The 18,445-nt window shown below is 61.2% G+C and carries 16 protein-coding genes; 10 read left to right on the top strand and 6 right to left on the bottom strand.

The window, feature by feature from the left end:
• Positions 1-58: 58 nt before the first annotated feature.
• Complete coding sequence (rarD, locus tag AC07NR_RS12925; protein WP_495078696.1) at positions 59-946, top strand: EamA family transporter RarD; 888 nt, start codon at positions 59-61, stop codon at positions 944-946.
• Between the two features lie 223 nt (positions 947-1,169).
• Here the strand turns inward: rarD and AC07NR_RS12920 are convergent, their stop codons facing one another.
• On the bottom strand, positions 1,170-1,688 hold the full coding sequence (locus AC07NR_RS12920; RefSeq protein WP_085731674.1) for a glycine cleavage system transcriptional repressor: 519 nt from the start codon (positions 1,686-1,688) through the stop codon (positions 1,170-1,172).
• Positions 1,689-2,164: 476 nt separating this feature from the next.
• On the opposite strand from AC07NR_RS12920, the gene AC07NR_RS12915 reads away from it, so the two are divergent.
• Positions 2,165-4,342 (top strand): malate synthase G, encoded by a 2,178-nt coding sequence (locus tag AC07NR_RS12915; protein ID WP_495078695.1) that lies wholly within the window; start codon positions 2,165-2,167, stop codon positions 4,340-4,342.
• A 53-nt stretch (positions 4,343-4,395) separates the two neighbouring features.
• Here AC07NR_RS12915 and AC07NR_RS12910 read toward each other — a convergent pair whose 3' ends face one another.
• The gene (locus tag AC07NR_RS12910) at positions 4,396-4,803 is read right to left on the bottom strand and encodes a hypothetical protein (RefSeq protein ID WP_248740015.1); all 408 of its coding nucleotides are present in this window, start codon (positions 4,801-4,803) and stop codon (positions 4,396-4,398) included.
• A 131-nt stretch (positions 4,804-4,934) separates the two neighbouring features.
• Entirely contained in the window at positions 4,935-5,378 is a 444-nt protein-coding gene (locus AC07NR_RS12905) for a response regulator (RefSeq protein ID WP_248740014.1), read from the bottom strand.
• A gap of 254 nt (positions 5,379-5,632) precedes the next feature.
• Between AC07NR_RS12905 and AC07NR_RS12900 the strand changes: the two genes are divergently transcribed.
• From AC07NR_RS12900 to AC07NR_RS12865, 8 genes are all read left to right on the top strand, one after another.
• The gene (locus AC07NR_RS12900) at positions 5,633-7,573 is read left to right on the top strand and encodes a putative nucleotidyltransferase substrate binding domain-containing protein (protein WP_495078694.1); all 1,941 of its coding nucleotides are present in this window, start codon (positions 5,633-5,635) and stop codon (positions 7,571-7,573) included.
• On the top strand, positions 7,570-8,277 hold the full coding sequence (locus AC07NR_RS12895) for a 3'-5' exonuclease (protein WP_495078693.1): 708 nt from the start codon (positions 7,570-7,572) through the stop codon (positions 8,275-8,277). Before AC07NR_RS12900 ends, AC07NR_RS12895 begins: the two co-directional genes overlap by 4 nt.
• A gap of 111 nt (positions 8,278-8,388) precedes the next feature.
• Positions 8,389-8,907 carry an RNA polymerase sigma factor gene (locus AC07NR_RS12890; RefSeq protein ID WP_114885954.1) on the top strand — a complete coding sequence of 173 codons (519 nt, stop codon included), beginning with the start codon at positions 8,389-8,391 and terminating at the stop codon, positions 8,905-8,907.
• Complete coding sequence (locus AC07NR_RS12885) at positions 8,904-9,875, top strand: FecR family protein (protein ID WP_495078692.1); 972 nt, start codon at positions 8,904-8,906, stop codon at positions 9,873-9,875. The genes AC07NR_RS12890 and AC07NR_RS12885 overlap by 4 nt, the downstream gene beginning before the upstream one ends.
• A 162-nt stretch (positions 9,876-10,037) precedes the next feature.
• Positions 10,038-12,464, top strand: a complete 2,427-nt coding sequence (locus tag AC07NR_RS12880; protein WP_495078691.1) for a TonB-dependent siderophore receptor — start codon at positions 10,038-10,040, stop codon at positions 12,462-12,464.
• 74 nt (positions 12,465-12,538) lie between these two features.
• On the top strand, positions 12,539-13,669 hold the full coding sequence (locus tag AC07NR_RS12875; RefSeq protein WP_423204443.1) for a PepSY-associated TM helix domain-containing protein: 1,131 nt from the start codon (positions 12,539-12,541) through the stop codon (positions 13,667-13,669).
• Positions 13,666-13,845, top strand: a complete 180-nt coding sequence (locus tag AC07NR_RS12870) for a hypothetical protein (RefSeq protein ID WP_495078690.1) — start codon at positions 13,666-13,668, stop codon at positions 13,843-13,845. The genes AC07NR_RS12875 and AC07NR_RS12870 overlap by 4 nt, the downstream gene beginning before the upstream one ends.
• Before the next feature lie 162 nt (positions 13,846-14,007).
• Entirely contained in the window at positions 14,008-14,637 is a 630-nt protein-coding gene (locus AC07NR_RS12865) for a glutathione S-transferase (RefSeq protein WP_438299984.1), read from the top strand.
• Between the two features lie 87 nt (positions 14,638-14,724).
• On the opposite strand, the gene creD is transcribed toward AC07NR_RS12865, so the two are convergent.
• From creD to creB, 3 genes are all read right to left on the bottom strand, one after another.
• Entirely contained in the window at positions 14,725-16,095 is a 1,371-nt protein-coding gene (gene creD, locus AC07NR_RS12860; protein WP_495078689.1) for a cell envelope integrity protein CreD, read from the bottom strand.
• 83 nt (positions 16,096-16,178) lie between these two features.
• Positions 16,179-17,594, bottom strand: coding sequence for a two-component system sensor histidine kinase CreC (gene creC, locus AC07NR_RS12855; protein ID WP_495078688.1), 1,416 nt, complete (start codon positions 17,592-17,594; stop codon positions 16,179-16,181).
• The gene (creB, locus tag AC07NR_RS12850; RefSeq protein ID WP_495078687.1) at positions 17,594-18,274 is read right to left on the bottom strand and encodes a two-component system response regulator CreB; all 681 of its coding nucleotides are present in this window, start codon (positions 18,272-18,274) and stop codon (positions 17,594-17,596) included. Before creB ends, creC begins: the two co-directional genes overlap by 1 nt.
• Between the last annotated feature and the right edge of the window lie 171 nt (positions 18,275-18,445).

Here is an 18,445-nt window from a genome sequence, read left to right as displayed (position 1 = left end):
GTCTATACAACTGCCCGTACAATCGCTGCTTTGTTAGCTGCCTAAGCAAGGATTCTGCATGCAAGCCGCCAACCCGCGTCGCGGGTACATTCTGGGCCTGAGTGCCTACATCATCTGGGGACTGTTCCCGCTCTACTTCAAAGCCATCGCCGAAGTGCCGGCGGTGGAAATCATCATTCACCGGGTGCTTTGGTCCGCGCTGTTCGGCGGGCTGTTGTTGATGGTGTGGAAGCACCCCGGCTGGTGGCAGGAACTGCGCGACAACCCGAAACGCCTGGCGATTCTTGCCCTGAGCGGCACCTTGATCGCGGCCAACTGGCTGACTTATGTCTGGTCGGTGAACAACGGGCGAATGCTTGAGGCGAGCCTCGGTTACTACATCAACCCGTTGGTGAATGTGCTGCTGGGCATGCTGATCCTCGGCGAACGCCTGCGCCGCATGCAGTGGCTGGCGGTCGGTCTGGCGGCGATCGGGGTGGCTCAACAGGTGTGGCAGGTCGGCAGTCTGCCGTGGGTGTCGCTGGTGCTGGCACTGACCTTCGGCTTCTACGGGCTGATCCGCAAGCAGGCGCCGGTCAAGGCATTGCCGGGGCTGGTGGTGGAAACCTGGATGCTGGTGCCGATCGCCCTCGCGTGGCTGCTGTTCAATCCGACCGCCACCAGCGCACAGGCCGAGTTCTGGACTACGTCCGAAGCCTGGTGGCTGGTGGCGGCCGGTCCGGTGACGCTGGTGCCGCTGGTGTGCTTCAACGCCGCCGCGCGGCATCTGCCTTACACCACCCTCGGTTTCCTGCAATACCTGGCACCAACCCTGGTGCTGCTGCAAGCCGTGCTGCTATTCGGTGAGCATTTGTCGTCCAGCACACTGATCGCCTTCATGTTTATCTGGGCCGGTCTGGCGGTGTACAGCGTCGATGCGTGGATAAGTCTGCGCCGGCGCAGCTGATCAAAAAACGCACAAACCTCCACAGGCCACGGTTCTCGTGGCCTGTATCGTTCCTTCCCAAGGTTATCCACAGCGTGATCCCCGCCGTTTGTGCGCAAGTCACTGAATGCTGGCGGTTTTTTGATCAATCATCGCCAAGCCACGGCGGACGTGGCCTGGAAGGCGGTCTCTACAGGTTATCCACAGGCAGGTGCACGTTAAAACTGGATAACCCGATCCGTCCTCACAGGTCGGTGCGCAGCACCAATTCCACCATCAAGTCATCGGCCAGGGTTTCCAGGCGCGATTGCAGCACATCCAGCGACAGGGTCAGGGGCACCGCGAGAATGGCTTCGGCGTGGAACAGCGGCTCGCTGCTCATCGGCGCCGGACGCACCTCGGTCACCAGCCGCTCGAGGTTGACGCCCTGCTCGCTCAACAACCGGGTGATGTCGCGCACGATGCCCGGACGATCATTCCCCACCAGTTCCATGGCAATCGGCTTCCAGGTGCACGCCTGCTCGATACCGCTTTCGGCCACCAGCACGCGAATCCCCTGAGTCGACAAAGCTTGTAGGGCATCGACTAATTCGTCGTAAGCCTCCGCCGGCACACCGACTCGCAGAATCCCGGCGAACTGCCCGGCCATTCGCGACATGCGGCTTTCCAGCCAGTTGCCGCCGTGCTCGGCGATGCATTGGGCGATGCGCTCGACCTGCCCGGGCTTGTCCGGCGCGAAGACGGTGAGTACGAGATGATCCATGGCGCAGCCCTCTTGTCATGACTTTTGTTATAGAAAAGCAAGTATAGGCAAGCCGGCCGGCACTGCCGTGATGACGGCAAACGAGGGGCCATAGCAGACACATAGTATTTATGTGTACAACTTTTGATATTTAGCTGGAACAATCCATTGGTTTTTTGAGAACATCCCGTTCCGCGCCGTGACCGCAATGCGTCATGGGGTCGCAGAACGACGTAATTAGTCTGATTTTCACAACCGCAATGCATCATGTAGTATGCCGCAGCGCGCACTACATAACGTTGGATCGATGTCTGCCCAAGGCACGTTCGCAACCCTGAAAGCCCCGTCAGCAAGGCCCCCAAGCCGTTGATTGGTCCCAGCCCAGCCGCCAGCGATGGCATGTACTGGTCGAGGGGTTTGTGGTTTAAATGGCCAGAGGCTTCATTGTTAAATTGAAGAGCTGAAAAGCGAAATAGCTGAGCAGAGTGAGGCAAGCAATGACTGAACACGTTCAAGTCGGTGGCCTGCAGGTCGCCAAAGTCCTGTTCGACTTCGTGAACAACGAAGCCATTCCCGGTACCGGCCTCACCGCCGACAAATTCTGGGAAGGTGCCGACAAGGTCATTCACGACCTGGCGCCGAAGAACAAAGCCCTACTCGCCAAACGCGATGACTTCCAGGCCCGTATCGATGGCTGGCACCAGACCCGTGCCGGTCAGCCGCACGACGCCGTGGCCTACAAAGCCTTCCTGCAAGAGATCGGTTATCTGCTGCCAGAAGCGGCTGATTTCCAGGCAACGACGCAAAACGTCGATGACGAAATCGCCCGTACCGCCGGCCCGCAACTCGTGGTTCCGGTGATGAACGCCCGCTTCGCCCTCAACGCCTCGAACGCCCGCTGGGGCTCGCTGTACGACGCCCTGTATGGCACCGACGCCATCAGCGAAGCCGGCGGCGCGGAAAAAGGCAAAGGCTACAACAAGGTGCGCGGCGACAAAGTCATCGCCTTCGCCCGTGCATTCCTCGACGAAGCCGCTCCACTGGCGGTCGGCTCCCACGTCGACTCCACCGGCTACAAGATCGCTGACGGCAAACTGGTCGTCACCCTCAAGGGCGGCAGCAACAGCGGCCTGCGCAATGATGCGCAACTGATCGGTTTCCAGGGCGACGCCAATGCGCCGATCGCGATCCTGCTGAAGAACAACGGTCTGCATTTCGAAATCCAGATCGACGCCAGCACCCCGGTCGGCCAGACTGACGCCGCCGGCGTCAAAGACATCCTGATGGAAGCGGCACTGACCACCATCATGGACTGCGAAGACTCCGTGGCCGCCGTCGATGCCGACGACAAGGTTGTGATCTACCGCAACTGGCTGGGCCTGATGAAGGGCGACCTGGCGGAATCCGTTTCCAAGGGTGGCCAGACCTTCACCCGCACCATGAACCCGGACCGCACCTACACCAAGGTCGATGGTAGCGAACTGACCTTGCACGGTCGCTCGCTGCTGTTCGTGCGTAACGTCGGTCACCTGATGACCATCGACGCGATCCTCGACAAGCACGGCAACGAAGTGCCGGAAGGCATCCTCGACGGTCTGGTGACTTGCCTCGCGGCGATGCACAACCTGAGCGGCAACACTTCGCGCAAGAACACCCGCACCGGTTCGGTCTACATCGTCAAACCGAAGATGCACGGCCCGGAAGAAGCGGCGTTCACCAACGAGCTGTTCGGTCGCATCGAAGACGTGCTGGGCCTCAAGCGCAACACCCTGAAAGTCGGGATCATGGACGAGGAACGCCGTACCACGGTCAACCTCAAGGCCTGCATCCAGGCGGCCAGCGAGCGCGTGGTGTTCATCAACACCGGCTTCCTCGACCGCACCGGCGACGAAATCCACACCTCCATGGAAGCCGGCCCGATGGTGCGCAAGGCTGACATGAAGGCTGAAAAGTGGATCGGCGCCTACGAAAACTGGAACGTCGATATCGGTCTGAGCACCGGCCTGCAAGGTCGTGCGCAAATCGGTAAAGGCATGTGGGCGATGCCCGACCTGATGGCGGCGATGCTCGAACAGAAAATCGCTCACCCGCTGGCCGGTGCCAACACCGCCTGGGTTCCATCGCCGACCGCCGCTGCACTGCACGCGCTGCACTACCACAAGGTCGACGTGTTCGCCCGTCAGGCCGAGCTGGCCAAACGTGCCCGTGCTTCGGTCGATGACATCCTGACCATTCCGCTGGCGGTCAACCCGAACTGGACGCCGGAGCAGATCAAGAACGAACTGGACAACAACGCCCAGGGCATTCTCGGTTACGTGGTGCGCTGGATCGATCAGGGCGTGGGTTGCTCGAAAGTGCCGGACATCAACGACGTCGGCCTGATGGAAGACCGTGCGACGCTGCGTATCTCCAGCCAGCACATCGCCAACTGGCTGCGCCACGGCATCGTGACCGAAGCGCAAGTGATGGAAAGCCTCAAGCGCATGGCGCCGGTGGTGGACCGTCAGAACGCCAACGACCCGCTGTACCGTCCGCTGGCACCGAACTTCGACAGCAACATCGCCTTCCAGGCGGCGGTCGAACTGGTGATCGAAGGCACCAGGCAGCCGAACGGCTACACCGAGCCGGTCCTGCACCGTCGTCGTCGCGAGTTCAAGGCTGCCAATGGCCTGTAACCCGCGCTGATGCCGGACATGAAAAAGCCCTGATCTTTCGATCAGGGCTTTTTTTAAGCCTCGGGAAATCTACATTCATATGTCGCGGAGAACAGGATCGTTTTACCTGCGTTGCTGACTTTGCCATCCGTGACCGTCCCTTCAAACAAGTAATATTCATCTCCAACCAACGTCACAGTCACCTTTATGTTGCCTGATGGAGTGTCGGCATATTCCACCAGAGGCTTCGGTGAAAATACAACGCGCTCAACATCAGCCAAATTGAGAGTCCGTGTGCCTGGGTCCAATTGGCCTGATTTAAAATGCAGCGCAATGTTTTCGGTTCGTGAGCCTCCAGCCGAAATGATGACTCTACTCGTCGTCCCGGAAACCTTTGTCGTTTCAAACGAGTCAGTTAAATTTTCTAAGACGTAACTAACGCTGGCACTGGGTCCGTCTGCACTTTTTTTTGATTGATTCATGATGAATTCCTGTTCACAAGATGATGCTCTGGCCTAACACCAGCGCTCCAAAATCAGTGAACACGCTCCGACCCAAGCTCGCCTACTGTCAGATCTGACAGTCCGCGATGAATTCAGACAGAAGGTAACTACTACTCAATCCCCAACTCATGCCTGACCAGTCCAAGCAATTTGGCGGTATCAATCGGCTTGAGCAGAAAATCCACCACGCTCAAATGCATCGCCGCAATCGCGTCCTTCACGTCGGCATCACCCGACACAATGATGATCGGCATCGCCGCCCGCGCCGACTCTCGCACCTGACGAATCAGATCCAGTCCGTCGACATGGCCCATCCGCAGATCGGTGATCACCAGGCCGATTGAAGGTTTTTCCTCGATCATCTTCAGCGCGGACTCGCCACTGGCTGCCGTCATGCAACGAATGCCGTCCAGGGCGAGGATCTCCGACAGCAGCTCGCGGGCGTCCTTGTCGTCATCAACGATCAGTACCCGCTGCGGCGGCAGGTCGGGTTCCAGCATGACGGCGCTGAGCGCTTCCCGCTCGGCGTCGCTCAAAATATCGTGGTCGGACATGGCGTTCTCTACGTTTTCAAAATCGATCCCCTGGCACAGTGGTCAGACATCGCTGGGCAGAGCTTCAATGTGCACTTCGTCGGATTTTTTTCCAAGGGGCGAACCCGAGAATTTCCGACTGTTTGTGTAGGGCATATCCGAAAACTACCCAACGGCATGCCAAACCTAGACTTACGTCCAATGGGCACCCTGCGCGCCGGGGTCGACCATGGCTGCAACGATCCAATAACAACAATTCGAAAAAGACTGCGGTAATGGTTATGAGTAAAGCGGACGCCTTCACCCAGGCAGGGAAAACCGCGGTGTTGCAGAACATTCAGGGCACATTGCAATTCCTCCAGCGCTTCCCCCCTTTCAATCAGATGGAACACGCCCACCTCGCCTATCTGGTGGAACAATGCCAGCTGCGTTTCTACGGTCAGGGCGAGAGCATCATCAAACCCGCCGACGGGCCGGTTGAACACTTCTACATCGTCAAGCAGGGCCGGGTGGTCGGCGAGCGTCCGCACACGGCCAAGGGCGGCACCGAAACCACGTTTGAAATCACTACCGGCGAGTGTTTCCCCCTCGCCGCGCTGCTTGGCGAACGGGCGACCCGCACCGAACACCTGGCCGGCGAAGACACCTTCTGCCTGCAACTGAACAAACTGGCGTTCATCAAGCTGTTCGCCCTCTCCAATACCTTCCGCGACTTCGCCCTGCGCGGGGTCAGCAGCCTGCTCGATCAGGTCAATCAGCAAGTCCAGCAGAAAGCCGTGGAAACCCTCGGCACCCAGTATTCGCTGAACACCCGCCTCGGCGAATTGGCCATGCGCCATCCGGTAACCTGCAGCCCGACCACGCCGTTGCGCGAAGCGGTGAAGCTGATGCACGAACAACAGGTCGGCAGCATCGTCGCGGTGGATGAGCACAAGGCGCCGCTGGGGATTTTCACCCTGCGTGACCTACGGCATGTGGTGGCGGAAGGTGTCGGCGATTTCAACGAACCCATCGAACGCCACATGACGCCCTCGCCGTTCTATCTGTCGCCGGATCACAGCGCCTTCGACGCAGCAATCGCCATGACCGAACGGCACATCGCCCATGTCTGCCTGGTCAAGGATCAGCGATTGTGCGGCGTGGTTTCCGAACGGGATCTGTTTTCGCTGCAACGGGTCGATCTGGTGCACCTGGCGCGGACCATCCGCAGTGCCCAGCGGGTTGAACAACTGGTGACCCTGCGCGGCGAGATCGGCCAACTGGTGGAGCGCATGCTCGCTCACGGCGCGTCTTCGACCCAGATCACCCACATCATCACCCTGCTCAACGATCACACCGTGTGCCGGGTGATCGAGCTGACCCTCGCCGAGAAAGGCGACCCCGGCGTGTCATTCAGTTGGCTGTGCTTCGGCAGCGAAGGCCGGCGCGAGCAGACCCTGCACACCGATCAGGACAACGGCATTCTGTTCGAAGCCCGGGATGCGGCCCATGCGGCGGAGATTCGCGGCAAGTTGCTGCCCATCGCCCAGCAGATCAATAACAGCCTGGCGCAATGCGGTTTCACCCTGTGCAAGGGCAACGTCATGGCCGGCAATCCGCAGTTGTGCCTGTCCCGCGCCGAATGGGCCCGGCGCTTTGCCGCGTTCATCCGCGAGGCGACGCCGGAAAATCTGCTGGGCTCCAGCATCTATTTCGACCTGCGGGTGGTCTGGGGCGATGAACAGGGTTGCGAGCAATTGCGCCGGGGGATTCTCGATCAGGTCGGCGACAATCGGTTGTTCCAGCGCATGATGGCCGAGAACGCCCTGCGCAACCGTCCGCCGGTGGGGCGTTTCCGTGAGTTTGTGCTGACGAAAAAGAACGGCGAGAAAGCCACGCTGGATCTGAAGATCCAGGGACTGACCCCGTTTGTCGATGGCGCACGCCTGCTGGCACTGGCCAACGGCATCGATGCCAACAACACTCTCGAACGCTTCCGCCAGTTGGTCGATAAAGAAGTCATCGAGCGGCTGGATGGCGCCGCTTACGAAGAGGCCTATCACTTCATCCAGCAGACACGCATGCAACAGCATCAACTGCAGACCCGGGAAAACCTGCCGTATTCGAACCGGGTCGATCCAGACAGCCTCAATCATCTGGACCGGCGCATCCTGCGTGAATCCCTGCGTCAGGCCCAACGCCTGCAAAGCAGCCTGACCTTGCGGTATCAGCTATGAGCCTGTTCTCGTGGCTGCGTCCGGCCAGCCCCGTTCTGCCGGACGATCTGCGACAACGCCTGGCGCAACTGCCCGCGGTCCGCGAACTGAGCGAGTGCAGCCTGCGCGAACAGCGCTGGGTCGTGCTGGATCTGGAAACCACCGGGCTCAACCTGAACAAGGATCGGGTGCTGTCGATTGGAGCGGTGGTGATCGAGGACGGCGCCATCGACTTCAGCCAGCAGTTCGAACGCACGCTGCAATGTCGTGAACTCAAACTCAGCCCGAGCGTGTTGATCCATGGCTTGGGGCCGAATGCGATTGCCGCCGGCAGCGAGCCGGCCGAGGCATTACTCGAACTGCTGGAGTTTATCGGCAACAGTCCAGTGCTGGCGTTTCATGCGCCGTTCGATCAACACATGCTTGGCCGGGCGGTGAAAGAACACCTGGGCCACAAGTTGCAGCAGGTGTTTCTCGATGTCGCCGACATTGCACCGCTGGTTTGCCCGCAGGCGCACATTCGCGAGGCGGGTCTGGATGAGTGGATCAACTGGTTCAAGCTCGAAGTGTTCGAGCGCCACCACGCCAGCGCCGACGCACTGGCCACGGCGGAACTGGCGTTGATTCTGTTCAGCCGGGCACGCCAGCAGCAGATTCACAGCCCATTGAATCTGCAACAACGCCTGAGCCAGTGGAAGCGCCGCCAGCAGACGCATTCGTTCTGAGCCCCGGGTTGTCGCCCGACAACCCGACCGGTGGCCAATTGCTAACCATTCCCACCTCTGCCACAATCGCGAACAATTCTCGTTGGTTAACATTTCCCAGTCGGTGCCTTCGTGTCGTCAGCCCAAAGCCCTCACAGTGAGCTCGTCGGTGCGTTGTATCGCGACCATCGCGGCTGGCTGCTGGCCTGGCTGCGGCGCAACGTGGCCTGCCCGCAACGCGCCGAAGACCTGAGCCAGGACACCTTCGTGCGCCTGCTCGGCCGCGAGGAACTGCTGACGCCCCGCGAACCCCGGGCCTTTCTGGTGGCGATCGCCAAAGGCCTGCTGTTCGACTACTTCCGTCGCGCCGCGCTGGAGCAGGCCTATCTCGCTGAACTGATGTTGATCCCCGAAGGCGAGCAGCCATCGGTCGAAGAGCAGCAACTGATTCTCGAGGACCTCAAAGCCATCGACCGAATGCTGGGCCAACTGTCGACCAAGGCCCGCGCCGCATTCCTCTATAACCGTCTCGATGGTCTGACCCATGCCGAGATCGCCGACAAGCTCGGCGTGTCGGTGCCGCGCGTACGCCAGTATCTGGCCCAGGGTATCCGCCAGTGCTACATCGCCTTGTACGGTGAACCGACATGAATCCGGCCAGTTCCAGACCGGTGCCGGCTCATGTGCTGGACGCGGCAATTGCCTGGCAATTGACCCTCGATTCCAGCACGCCACTGGAGCGCGAAGAATTCGCCAAATGGCACGCGGCCAACGAAGAACACGCCCGCGCCTGGCGCCAGCTGGGCATGCTCGACCAGCGTTTCAGCGTGGCCAACGGCCCGGCCCGCGCCGCGTTGCTGCAATCGCGCGAAGGCATTCGCCGGCGTGTGCGCAAGCTTGGCAGTGGTCTGGCCAGTGTTGTCGCGGTGATCGGCCTGTCGCTGTTTGCCGCAGAGCACTATCTGCCGCTGGATTACTGGCTCGCCGACCAGCGCACCGCCACCGGTGAGCAACGCACCGTGCGCCTGGCGGACGGCACCGTGGTCAATCTCAACACCCACAGCGCCATGGATGTGCGGTTCGATGAAAAGCAGCGACTGGTGGTGTTGCAGGAAGGCGAAATCCTCATCGAGACCGGTCATGGCGATGCGCGACCGTTCATCGTCGAAACCCGCGAAGGCCGCATGCGTGCGCTGGGCACACGGTTTCTGGTCAAGCGCGAAGAACAGGGCACGCGCCTGAGCGTATTGCAATCGGCGGTCGCGGCGCATCCGCAATCCGATCCGCAGGAACAGATCCTGCGTGAAGGCCAGCAAGTGCTGATCCGCAATAACGGTCTGGATTCGGTGGTGGCGCTCAACCCCGGCGCCGATGCCTGGACGCGCGGCATGCTGGTGGTGGACAACGCCCGCCTGGAAGACCTGGTGCATGAACTCGGCCGCTATCGTCGCGGCCACCTGGGCATTGCGCCGGAAGTGGCCGACCTGCGCATCACCGGCAGTTTCCCGCTACACGATACAGACAAGGCTCTGAGCGCCCTGCTCCCGACCCTGCCGGTGCAGATCGAGCAGCACACGCCGTGGTGGGTCACCGTGGCCAAGGCTGATCCGAAGCCCTGAGACACCGCGTTACCTGCTCGCCCCCCATGAAAACGGACTTTCTGCTGACTTCAGCCGCCATGCCGTCCGTTAATCGAAATTATTTTCATCCAGCCCTATCACTTTTCGAATCTCGTCCGGCACACAGGCAATTGAGAAATATTTCCATTCAGGAGCCGCCGTATGTCCCGTTCGCTAGACACCTTGTTGCGCCCCAGTTTGCTGGCGGTCGCCATTGCCCTCTGCACCCCGCTGGCCAGCAGCCAGTTGATCGCCGCTGAACAGGCGTCGAGCGTTCGCGCCTACAACCTGCCGGCCGCGCCGCTGTCCACCACCCTGAACCAGATCGCCAGCCAGGGCGGCCTCACGCTGTCGCTGAATCCGTCGCTGGCAGCCGGCAAGACCTCGGCGCCGGTCAACGGCCAATATGACGCGGCAGGTGCACTGAGCGCTGCCCTGCGGGGCACCGGCCTGCAACTGGAGCAGAGCAGCACCGGCACTTACACCCTGATCGCCGTACCTGAAGGCGTGATGGCCCTGCCGGAGACTTCGGTGATCGGTGTGGAAAACACTGAGAGCGCCTGGGGCCCGGTCGAAGGCTATACCGCCACCCGTACCGCCGCCGGCACCAAGACCGACACCGCGCTGGTCGAAGCGCCGCGTTCGATCTCCGTCGCCACCCGCCAGCAGATGGACGACCGCAGCGTGCACAGCCTCGATGACGCCGTGCGCTACATGCCGGGCATCACCGCCAGCAGCTATGGCAGCGACACCCGCGCCGACTGGCTGCGCGTGCGTGGCTTCGAACCGACCCAGTTCCTCGACGGCCTGCCGCTGCCAAAAGGCGTGTACGCCAACCCGAAACAGGAAACCTGGAACCTCGACCGCCTCGCCCTGCTGCGCGGCCCGGCCTCGTCGGTTTACGGCCAGACCCCGCCGGGCGGCCTGCTGGACATGGTCAGCCGCCGTCCAAGCGATGTGCAGAGCAGCGAAATCCAGCTGCAATACGGCAGCGATAATCACCGCCAGATCAACTTCGCCAGCACCGGCAAGATCGACGACGCCGGCCAGTTTCTCTACGGCCTCAGCGGCGTGGTGCGTGACAGTGGCACACAGGTCGATCACGTCGACAACAAGCGCTACAACATCGCGCCGAGCCTGACCTGGAACATCGACGACGACACCAAATTCACCCTGCTGACCCAGTTCACCCGCGACGATACCGGCATCACCAGCCAGTTCCTGCCGGTGCAGGGCACCAAGATCGACATGCCGTTCGGCAAGGTTTCCCATCACAAGAACCTCGGCGATCCGGACTGGGAATACTACGACCGCACTTATTACGCGCTGGGTTATGCCTTCGAACATCGCCTGAACGATGTGTGGCAATTCAAGCAGAACCTGCGTTACACCAAATCGGAGCTGTCGTTCCAGAGCCTGACTCCGGGCTCGTATCCGTACACTCAGGTGGACAATGCCGGCAACGTCGGCCGCACCAGCACCAGTGTCAATGAGGACATCAGCCAGTTCGCCGTGGACAACAACTTCCAGGCCGACTTCGCCACCGGCGACATCCGCCACACCCTGCTGCTGGGTCTGGATCACCAGCGCAGCAACAACAACTACACCTCGATCTTCGGTGACGGCCTGACCACCAACGTGCTCAACCCGATCTACGGTCAGCCGATCGTGCGTCCGGCGCGCTCCACCGCCTTCTACGACTATGAGCAGAAGACCAACCAGACCGGCCTGTACGTGCAGGACCAGATGGCCCTCGACCAATGGCGTCTGACCCTCGGCGGTCGTGAAGACTGGGTACACACTGGTACGAAGTTCATCAACAAGGCCGACGCGACCAACACCGACCGCGACAAGGCCTTCAGCGGCAACGCGGCACTGAGCTACGTGTTCGATTCGGGTTTCGTACCGTACATTTCCTACGCCGAATCCTTCCAGCCCACCAGTGGCGCCGACGCCTCCTCCACGGAATCGCTCAAGCCGACCGAAGGCAAGCAGTGGGAACTGGGCATCAAGTACCAGCCACCCGGCAGCAAGACCCTGCTGTCCGCCGCCGTGTATGACCTGACCCAGAAAAACGTTTCGGTAAGCTCCTTCGTCAACGGCGTATCGATCACCAGCCAGACCGGCGAAGTGAAAGTCAAAGGCCTGGAGCTGGAAGCCACGTCCGACGTCACCGAAAACCTGAAAGTCATCGCCGCCTACACCCTGGCCAAGTCCGAAGTGCAGAACGGCGTCGACAAGGGCAACCGCCTGCAACTGATGCCGAACCAGCAGGCTTCGCTGTGGACCGATTACACCTGGCACAGCGGCGTGCTCGACGGCTTCGGTATCGGCGGCGGTGTGCGTTACACCGGCAACACCTACGGCGACAAGGCCAACACCTGGCTGGGCAAGGCTGACGCCTACACCGTGTTCGATGCCAGCGTGCATTACGACCTCGGTCGCCTGGACAACAGCTTGAAGGGCGCATCGCTGGCCCTCAACGCCACCAACCTGTTTGACAAGGACTACATTTCCACCTGCGACAGCTTCTACTGCTACTACGGCGACCAGCGCAGTGTCGTCGCCAGCGCCACCTACAAGTGGTAATTGCTTGAGCTGAAACAGGCCCTGCAACCTGGCCGTCCCTCGTGGACGGCTTTGGTGTTTTTGAAGGTCATGAAATGAAAAGTAAAACAATCCGTCGCTGGTCGTTCGTCCACACCTGGACCAGCCTGATCTGCACCGTGTTTTTGCTGCTGCTGGCCCTGACCGGCCTGCCGCTGATTTTCCATCACGAGATCGAGCACTTGCTCGGTGACGCTCCGGTAGTGCGCGAGATGCCGGCCGACACGCCGCACCTGAATCTGGCGCAACTGGTACAAGCCGCCGAGGCCCATCGCCCCGGTGAAGTCGTGCAGTACTTCGGTTTCGAAGACGACGAGCCGAACACCGTGCTGACGATCATGGCGAAGACCGCCGGCACCGAGCCGAACTCCTCGCACACCTTCATGCTCGACGCGCGCACCGGCGAAGCCCTGGAAACCCCGTCGGCCAATGGCGGCCTGATGCTGTTCATCCTGCGCCTGCACGTCGACATGTTTGCCGGTCTGCCGGGCAAGTTGCTGCTGGCGTTCATGGGTGTTTTGTTCGTGGTCGCCATCGTGTCCGGAACGGTGTTGTACCTGCCGTTCATGCGTCGCCTGGACTTCGGCACCGTGCGCCGGGACAAATCCACTCGCCTGCGCTGGCTCGACCTGCACAACCTGATCGGCGTGGTGACCCTGACCTGGGCGCTGGTGGTGGGTGTCACCGGTGTGATCAGCGCCTGTGCCGACCTGATCATCGCGGCCTGGCGCAACGATTCGCTCAACGCCATGATCGCGCCCTACCGCGATGCCCCGCCGCTGACTCACCTCGCCCCGGCCACCCGCCTGCTGGATATCGCCGGCGAAGTCGCACCGGGGATGAAACCGGACTTCATCGCCTTCCCCGGCACCCGGTTTTCCAGCGAGCACCATTACTCGGTGTTCATGAAGGGTGGCACCCATTTGACTTCGCACTTGCTGACGCCGGTGCTGATCGACGCCAGCACCCTGCAAGTCACGGCGGTCGCTGAACGGCCGTGGTACATGGACGCCATGGGCATGTCGCAGCCGCTGCACTTTGGCGACTACGGCGGCATGCCGATGAAAATCCTCTGGGCCACGCTGGACGTGCTGACCATCATCGTCCTCGGCAGCGGCGTGTACTTGTGGGTGGTGCGACGTAAAGCGGCGAAGCCGGTGCTGGAAACAACGGAGGCTTCGGCATGAAACCGCGTCAGTCGAACTTCTGGAAAGTCTTCAGCACGCCGCTGGTGATCGCGTTGCTCAGTGCGGCGGGGCTGTTCGCCGCACTGCTGGGCGACGGGATCTGGGACGGCTTGAGCTGGATCGGCCTGGGTGTGCCGGCCGTACTCGCCTTGCGCGGTCTGCTGTGGCGAAGCTGAAAAACCTGTGGGAGCGAGCCTGCTCGCGATAGCGTCTGTTCATTCACAATCCAGGCGACTGAGAGTCCGCTATCGCGAGCAAGCTCGCTCCCACAAAAGGCTTGAGCCAAGTCGCTGACAGGCTATGCTGCCCGTTCATTGCCCTTGACCGAGACCCTGCCGATGTCCGCTCCCAGCATGACCCTGTTCCACAACACCCTGTCCCCATTCGTGCGCAAAGTCATGGTGCTGCTGCACGAGACCGGCCAGCAGGATCGCGTCGCCTTGCAGGACTGCGTCCTGACACCGGTCAGTCCCAACGCCGCGCTGAACGAAGACAACCCGCTGGGCAAGATCCCGGCCCTGCGCCTGGCCGACGGCAACGTCATCCATGACAGCCGGGTGATCCTCGATTACCTCGACCATCAGCACGTCGGCAACCCGCTGATCCCTCGCGACGGCTCGGCCCGCTGGCGGCGCCTGACCCTAGCCTCGATGGCTGACGGGATCATGGATGCCTCGGTGATGGTGCGTTACGAGCAAGTGTTGCGCGCCCCGGAAAAGCACTGGGACGAGTGGCTCGACGCGCAACGCGACAAGATCCGCCGCACCCTGGCGCTGCTGGAACACGACGCCATTGCCGAACTGACCAGCCATTTCGATGTTGCCGCGATCAGCGTGGCCTGCGCATTGGGTTATCTGGATCTGCGCTTCCCGGATCTGGGCTGGCGTGAAGCCAACCCGCAACTGGCCAACTGGTTCTTTGAGGTGAGCCAGCGGCCGTCGATGATTGCGACAATGCCGAAGGTTTGAAGCTCGGGGCGGGAGGCAACGACGCAAAGATCAGCGTCATCAATACCTCGGCCTCCCGCTGTTCCTCACGCAACCCCACAAACCGGCTCATTGCACCGCTCCGAGATCAAATTCCAGCGGCTTGGCCGGTTTCTGCCCGACGCCGTACCAGTCCAGGTTACGGGTCAGCACCATGAACACGCCCAACAGGCCGAACAGCAGCAGCGAGCCCATCAGCAGCGCGTAATCCTCGGCGCTCAGCAAGCCGAAGAGCAAGCCATACAACGCCGCCAGCCCCGCGGAAAAACTCAAGCCGTGACGCACACTGCGCAACACATGGCAGACATAGAAGCCAATCAACAACACACAACCACTGGCCGACAGCAGATACGCCAGGGCAAACCCGATGTGTTCCGACAGCGACAGCAACAACAGGTAGAAAAACGCCAGCGCTACACCCACCAACGCGTATTGCACCGGGTGCACCGCCAGGCTTTTCAGCACTTCGAACAGGAAGAAACCGGCGAACGTCAGGACAATGAACAGCAGCGCATATTTGATCGCCCGGTCACTCTTCAGGTACTGATCCACCGGATCGATGAAGCTCACCCCGAAACTGCGCCCGTTGAACGCCTCGCAATCGTTGCCCGAAGCGCAGCGGTTCATGGCCTCTTGCAGGTTGGTGGAGAAAAACGAGGTCTGCCAATCGGCGGTGAAGCCCTGATCGGTGACTTCTCGTTTGGCCGGCAGGAAGTTGCCGATGAAGCTTGGGTGCGGCCAATTGGCAGCCAGGTTCACGCGGCTGGTCTTGCCCACCGGCAGCACCTGCAACGAGCCGGTGCCCTGCAAGCGCAGGTCGAAACCGAAGGCCAGTTCCGTGGCCTGAGTTGTATCGAGTGCCGGCAACGTCGCCCGAACACCTTCGCCGAGCCAACCCACTTGCGTGCCGGGCACGAAGTCCAGGCGTTGCGAACCGATTTCCAGTTTCAGGGCATTTTCGATCCCGCGAATGTCGCTGATGCCGATCGCCAGAAACGGTGCATCGAAGTGGTAATCGGTGAAATCCTCGGAAATTCCCAACTGCGCCGGCAGCGAGAAATGCCCGCTGATGCGGTTTTCTGCGTGGAACAGCCGCGCCTCGTAGATGCCCCGGGCACGCAGCTCGGTCTGCACCTGGCCGTCGAGTTCGAAGCGCTCCGGCAGGAAGTACAGGCGACCCCGTTCTTCGCTGAGTTCCAGATATTGCTCGCCGTTTTTTTCCCGGGTCTTCCAGGTGCGTATCACTTTGCGGTACGGCACCACCATCACCGGCCCGCTGATCTGCTGGCTGTAGCTTGAGCTGCGGGCGATGTCTTCAAGCACACCGTCGCGTCGTTGCTGACGATCGTCGATGATGCCGTCGATCATCAGCAGCGGAATCAGCAACAGCAGGATCAGCAGGGCAATCGCCCCGAGCTTCATGGTCAGATTTTTGTTCATGGGGACTCTCCCTGTTTCGATGGGCAGAGTCTGCGAGGCGGGTGTGGGGGGAATATGGGAGGAATGTGGAGTTTGTGTGGAGACTACAGGTGCAGGATGACTTCCACCCCGCCTTCGACATTGCCGATGCGCATCGAACCGCCGTGCAGCTTGACCACTTCTTCGACGAAGTTAAGCCCCAGACCGGTGCTTTTACGTCCGCTTTCGGGGCGTGGCAACGAGTAGAAACGCTCACTCAGACGCGGCAATGCGTAGTCGGGAATCGGGGCGCTTTCGTTGAACAGACGAATCTCGATCTGCTCGCCAACCCGCTCGGCACTGAAGCGCAGCAAACCGTTTGGCGGTGTGAAATCCAAGGCATTTTCCAGCAGATTGCCCAGTGCCTGACGCAGCAGAAACGGCTCACCGATCAACGATAAATCCGTCGCAATGCTTTGCTGGACCCGCAGTTGCCGGCCTTCGATGCGCGCCATCTGTGCCTGCAGCAACTGATCGAGCAATGCCGCCAAAGGCACCGTGACGCGCTCTTCAAGGCCCTGGCGCTGCTCCACTTGCGCCAGATTCAGCAAGCGCTCGATCAACTGCTGCATGCGTGCACTTTCGCTGTCGATGTTGCCGACGAATCGCTGGCGTTGCGCCAATGGCATTTCGCTCTGCAGCAATTCGGCGGCGCCGCGAATCGCCGCCAGCGGACTCTTCAGCTCATGGGTCAAGGTGTGGACGTAACGTTCGACGTAGGCCTTGCCTTCAAGCTGGGTGCGCATCTGTTCCACGGCGCTCGCCAGTTGCTCCAGCTCGCCACCGCGATAATGCGGCACTTCCACCCGGCGCCCTTCGCTCACCGCCTCGGCATAACGGGTCAAACGGTGCAGCGCCCGGCTCAGCCACCAGGACAACAGCGCACCGAACAACAGACCCAGAATGATCAGTCCGGCGCCATACCCCAGCAGGCGGCGCTCGGTACGGTCAACATAGGGTTGCAGCGAGCTGTTGGGTTTGGCCACGGTGACCACGCCGATGATCCGGCCATCGTCGCGGATCGGCGCACCGACGTGCATCACCGACGAGTTCGGATCATCCGGATCACTGCGGCTGGAGCGCGCGCCGTATTCGCCGCGCAGGGTCAGGTAGACGTCGTTCCAGCGCGAGTAGTCCTGACCGACCGCCAGACCGCTGGAATCCAGCACCACAATGCCCTTGGCGTCGGTGACGTAGATGCGGTGGTTGACCTGGTTTTTCGGCAGGCCCCAGATCGTCGCTTTCGGCTGGCGTTCGCCGTAGGCCCGGAGCAGTTCCGGCCAGCGATTCTCGCTGAGGGTGCCGGCCTTGAAATCGTCCTTGAGGATTTCCGCCATCAGGTTGGCTGTGTCGACCAGGGTTTCCTCGGTGGACTGGCGCACGCCGGGGCGGATTTCTTCCATCACGGTGTTGAGCACGAAATAACCGGTAAGGCCGATAAACAGCACGTACACCAGGAAAATCCGCAACCCCAGTGACATCAGCTATGCCCCGGACTGTAGCTGTAGCCGAGACCCCGATGGGTCTGGATCGGTTCGGCCTCGGCGCGAATCAGGCGCAACTTGGCGCGCACGCTCTTGATGTGGCTGTCGATGCTGCGCTCGTAGCCGGCGTCCGCCGCCACGCCCAGCGCATCGAGCAGTTGCTCGCGGCTGAACACCCGCTCGGGTTGTTCGAGCAGGCATTGCAGCAGACGGAATTCGTGACGGGTCAGGCTCAAGGCCTGACCGCGATAGCTGATCTGCACCCGCTCGGGATCGATGCGAAACACCCCCGACCAGGCTTCGGCCGCCGGGCGCGGTGCCATGCGCTTGAGAATCGCCCGGACCCGTGCCGCCACTTCCCGTGGGCTGAACGGTTTGACCACGTAGTCGTCGGCGCCGATTTCCAGGCCCACCACGCGATCAATTTCGGCATCCCGGGCGCTGAGGAACAGCACCGGCACTTCGCTGAACCGGCGCAGTAGCTTGCAGGTTTCAAAGCCGCTGATGTCCGGCAGGCCGATGTCGAGGATGATCAGGTCGGCCGGTGTCTGGCGCTGATGCTCCAGCGCTTGCGCGCCGAGGCTCAGCCAGGTCGTGGTGAAGCCCTCGCCCTGCAAGGCAAAAATCAGCGTGTCGGCAATCGCCGCTTCGTCTTCGACAATCAGGATATGAGGCATGGCGTCCGAGCCTGTGGAATGAGTGCGCGAACGGTGCCCCAAGCCTGACGTTACGTCAATGAGACCACCAGCGTCGCGTCTCACAAATGCGTTCCTTTTTTGACGAGTGACTGTTGTCGTCAGGCAAGGCGCCGCGACGAGCCATAGCTGGCTATGGGGAGGAGCGGCAAC

The sequence above is a fragment of the Pseudomonas sp. GW821-FHT09C09 genome, assembly GCF_059418105.1.
Note: the sequence above shows the minus strand (reverse complement) of the source record. Positions and strands in the feature narration are given on the sequence as shown.

Excerpts from the sequence above, each read along its gene's own strand:
- AC07NR_RS12920 (WP_085731674.1), bottom strand. The coding sequence starts at position 1,688 with ATGGATCATCTCGTACTCACCGTCTTCGCGCCGGACAAGCCCGGGCAG.
- AC07NR_RS12915 (WP_495078695.1), top strand. The coding sequence starts at position 2,165 with ATGACTGAACACGTTCAAGTCGGTGGCCTGCAGGTCGCCAAAGTCCTG.
- AC07NR_RS12880 (WP_495078691.1), top strand. The coding sequence starts at position 10,038 with ATGTCCCGTTCGCTAGACACCTTGTTGCGCCCCAGTTTGCTGGCGGTC.
- creB (WP_495078687.1), bottom strand. The coding sequence starts at position 18,274 with ATGCCTCATATCCTGATTGTCGAAGACGAAGCGGCGATTGCCGACACG.
- AC07NR_RS12885 (WP_495078692.1), top strand. The coding sequence starts at position 8,904 with ATGAATCCGGCCAGTTCCAGACCGGTGCCGGCTCATGTGCTGGACGCG.
- AC07NR_RS12900 (WP_495078694.1), top strand. The coding sequence starts at position 5,633 with ATGGTTATGAGTAAAGCGGACGCCTTCACCCAGGCAGGGAAAACCGCG.
- creD (WP_495078689.1), bottom strand. The coding sequence starts at position 16,095 with ATGAACAAAAATCTGACCATGAAGCTCGGGGCGATTGCCCTGCTGATC.
- rarD (WP_495078696.1), top strand. The coding sequence starts at position 59 with ATGCAAGCCGCCAACCCGCGTCGCGGGTACATTCTGGGCCTGAGTGCC.
- AC07NR_RS12875 (WP_423204443.1), top strand. The coding sequence starts at position 12,539 with ATGAAAAGTAAAACAATCCGTCGCTGGTCGTTCGTCCACACCTGGACC.
- AC07NR_RS12910 (WP_248740015.1), bottom strand. The coding sequence starts at position 4,803 with ATGAATCAATCAAAAAAAAGTGCAGACGGACCCAGTGCCAGCGTTAGT.
- AC07NR_RS12905 (WP_248740014.1), bottom strand. The coding sequence starts at position 5,378 with ATGTCCGACCACGATATTTTGAGCGACGCCGAGCGGGAAGCGCTCAGC.
- AC07NR_RS12895 (WP_495078693.1), top strand. The coding sequence starts at position 7,570 with ATGAGCCTGTTCTCGTGGCTGCGTCCGGCCAGCCCCGTTCTGCCGGAC.
- AC07NR_RS12865 (WP_438299984.1), top strand. The coding sequence starts at position 14,008 with ATGTCCGCTCCCAGCATGACCCTGTTCCACAACACCCTGTCCCCATTC.
- AC07NR_RS12870 (WP_495078690.1), top strand. The coding sequence starts at position 13,666 with ATGAAACCGCGTCAGTCGAACTTCTGGAAAGTCTTCAGCACGCCGCTG.
- creC (WP_495078688.1), bottom strand. The coding sequence starts at position 17,594 with ATGTCACTGGGGTTGCGGATTTTCCTGGTGTACGTGCTGTTTATCGGC.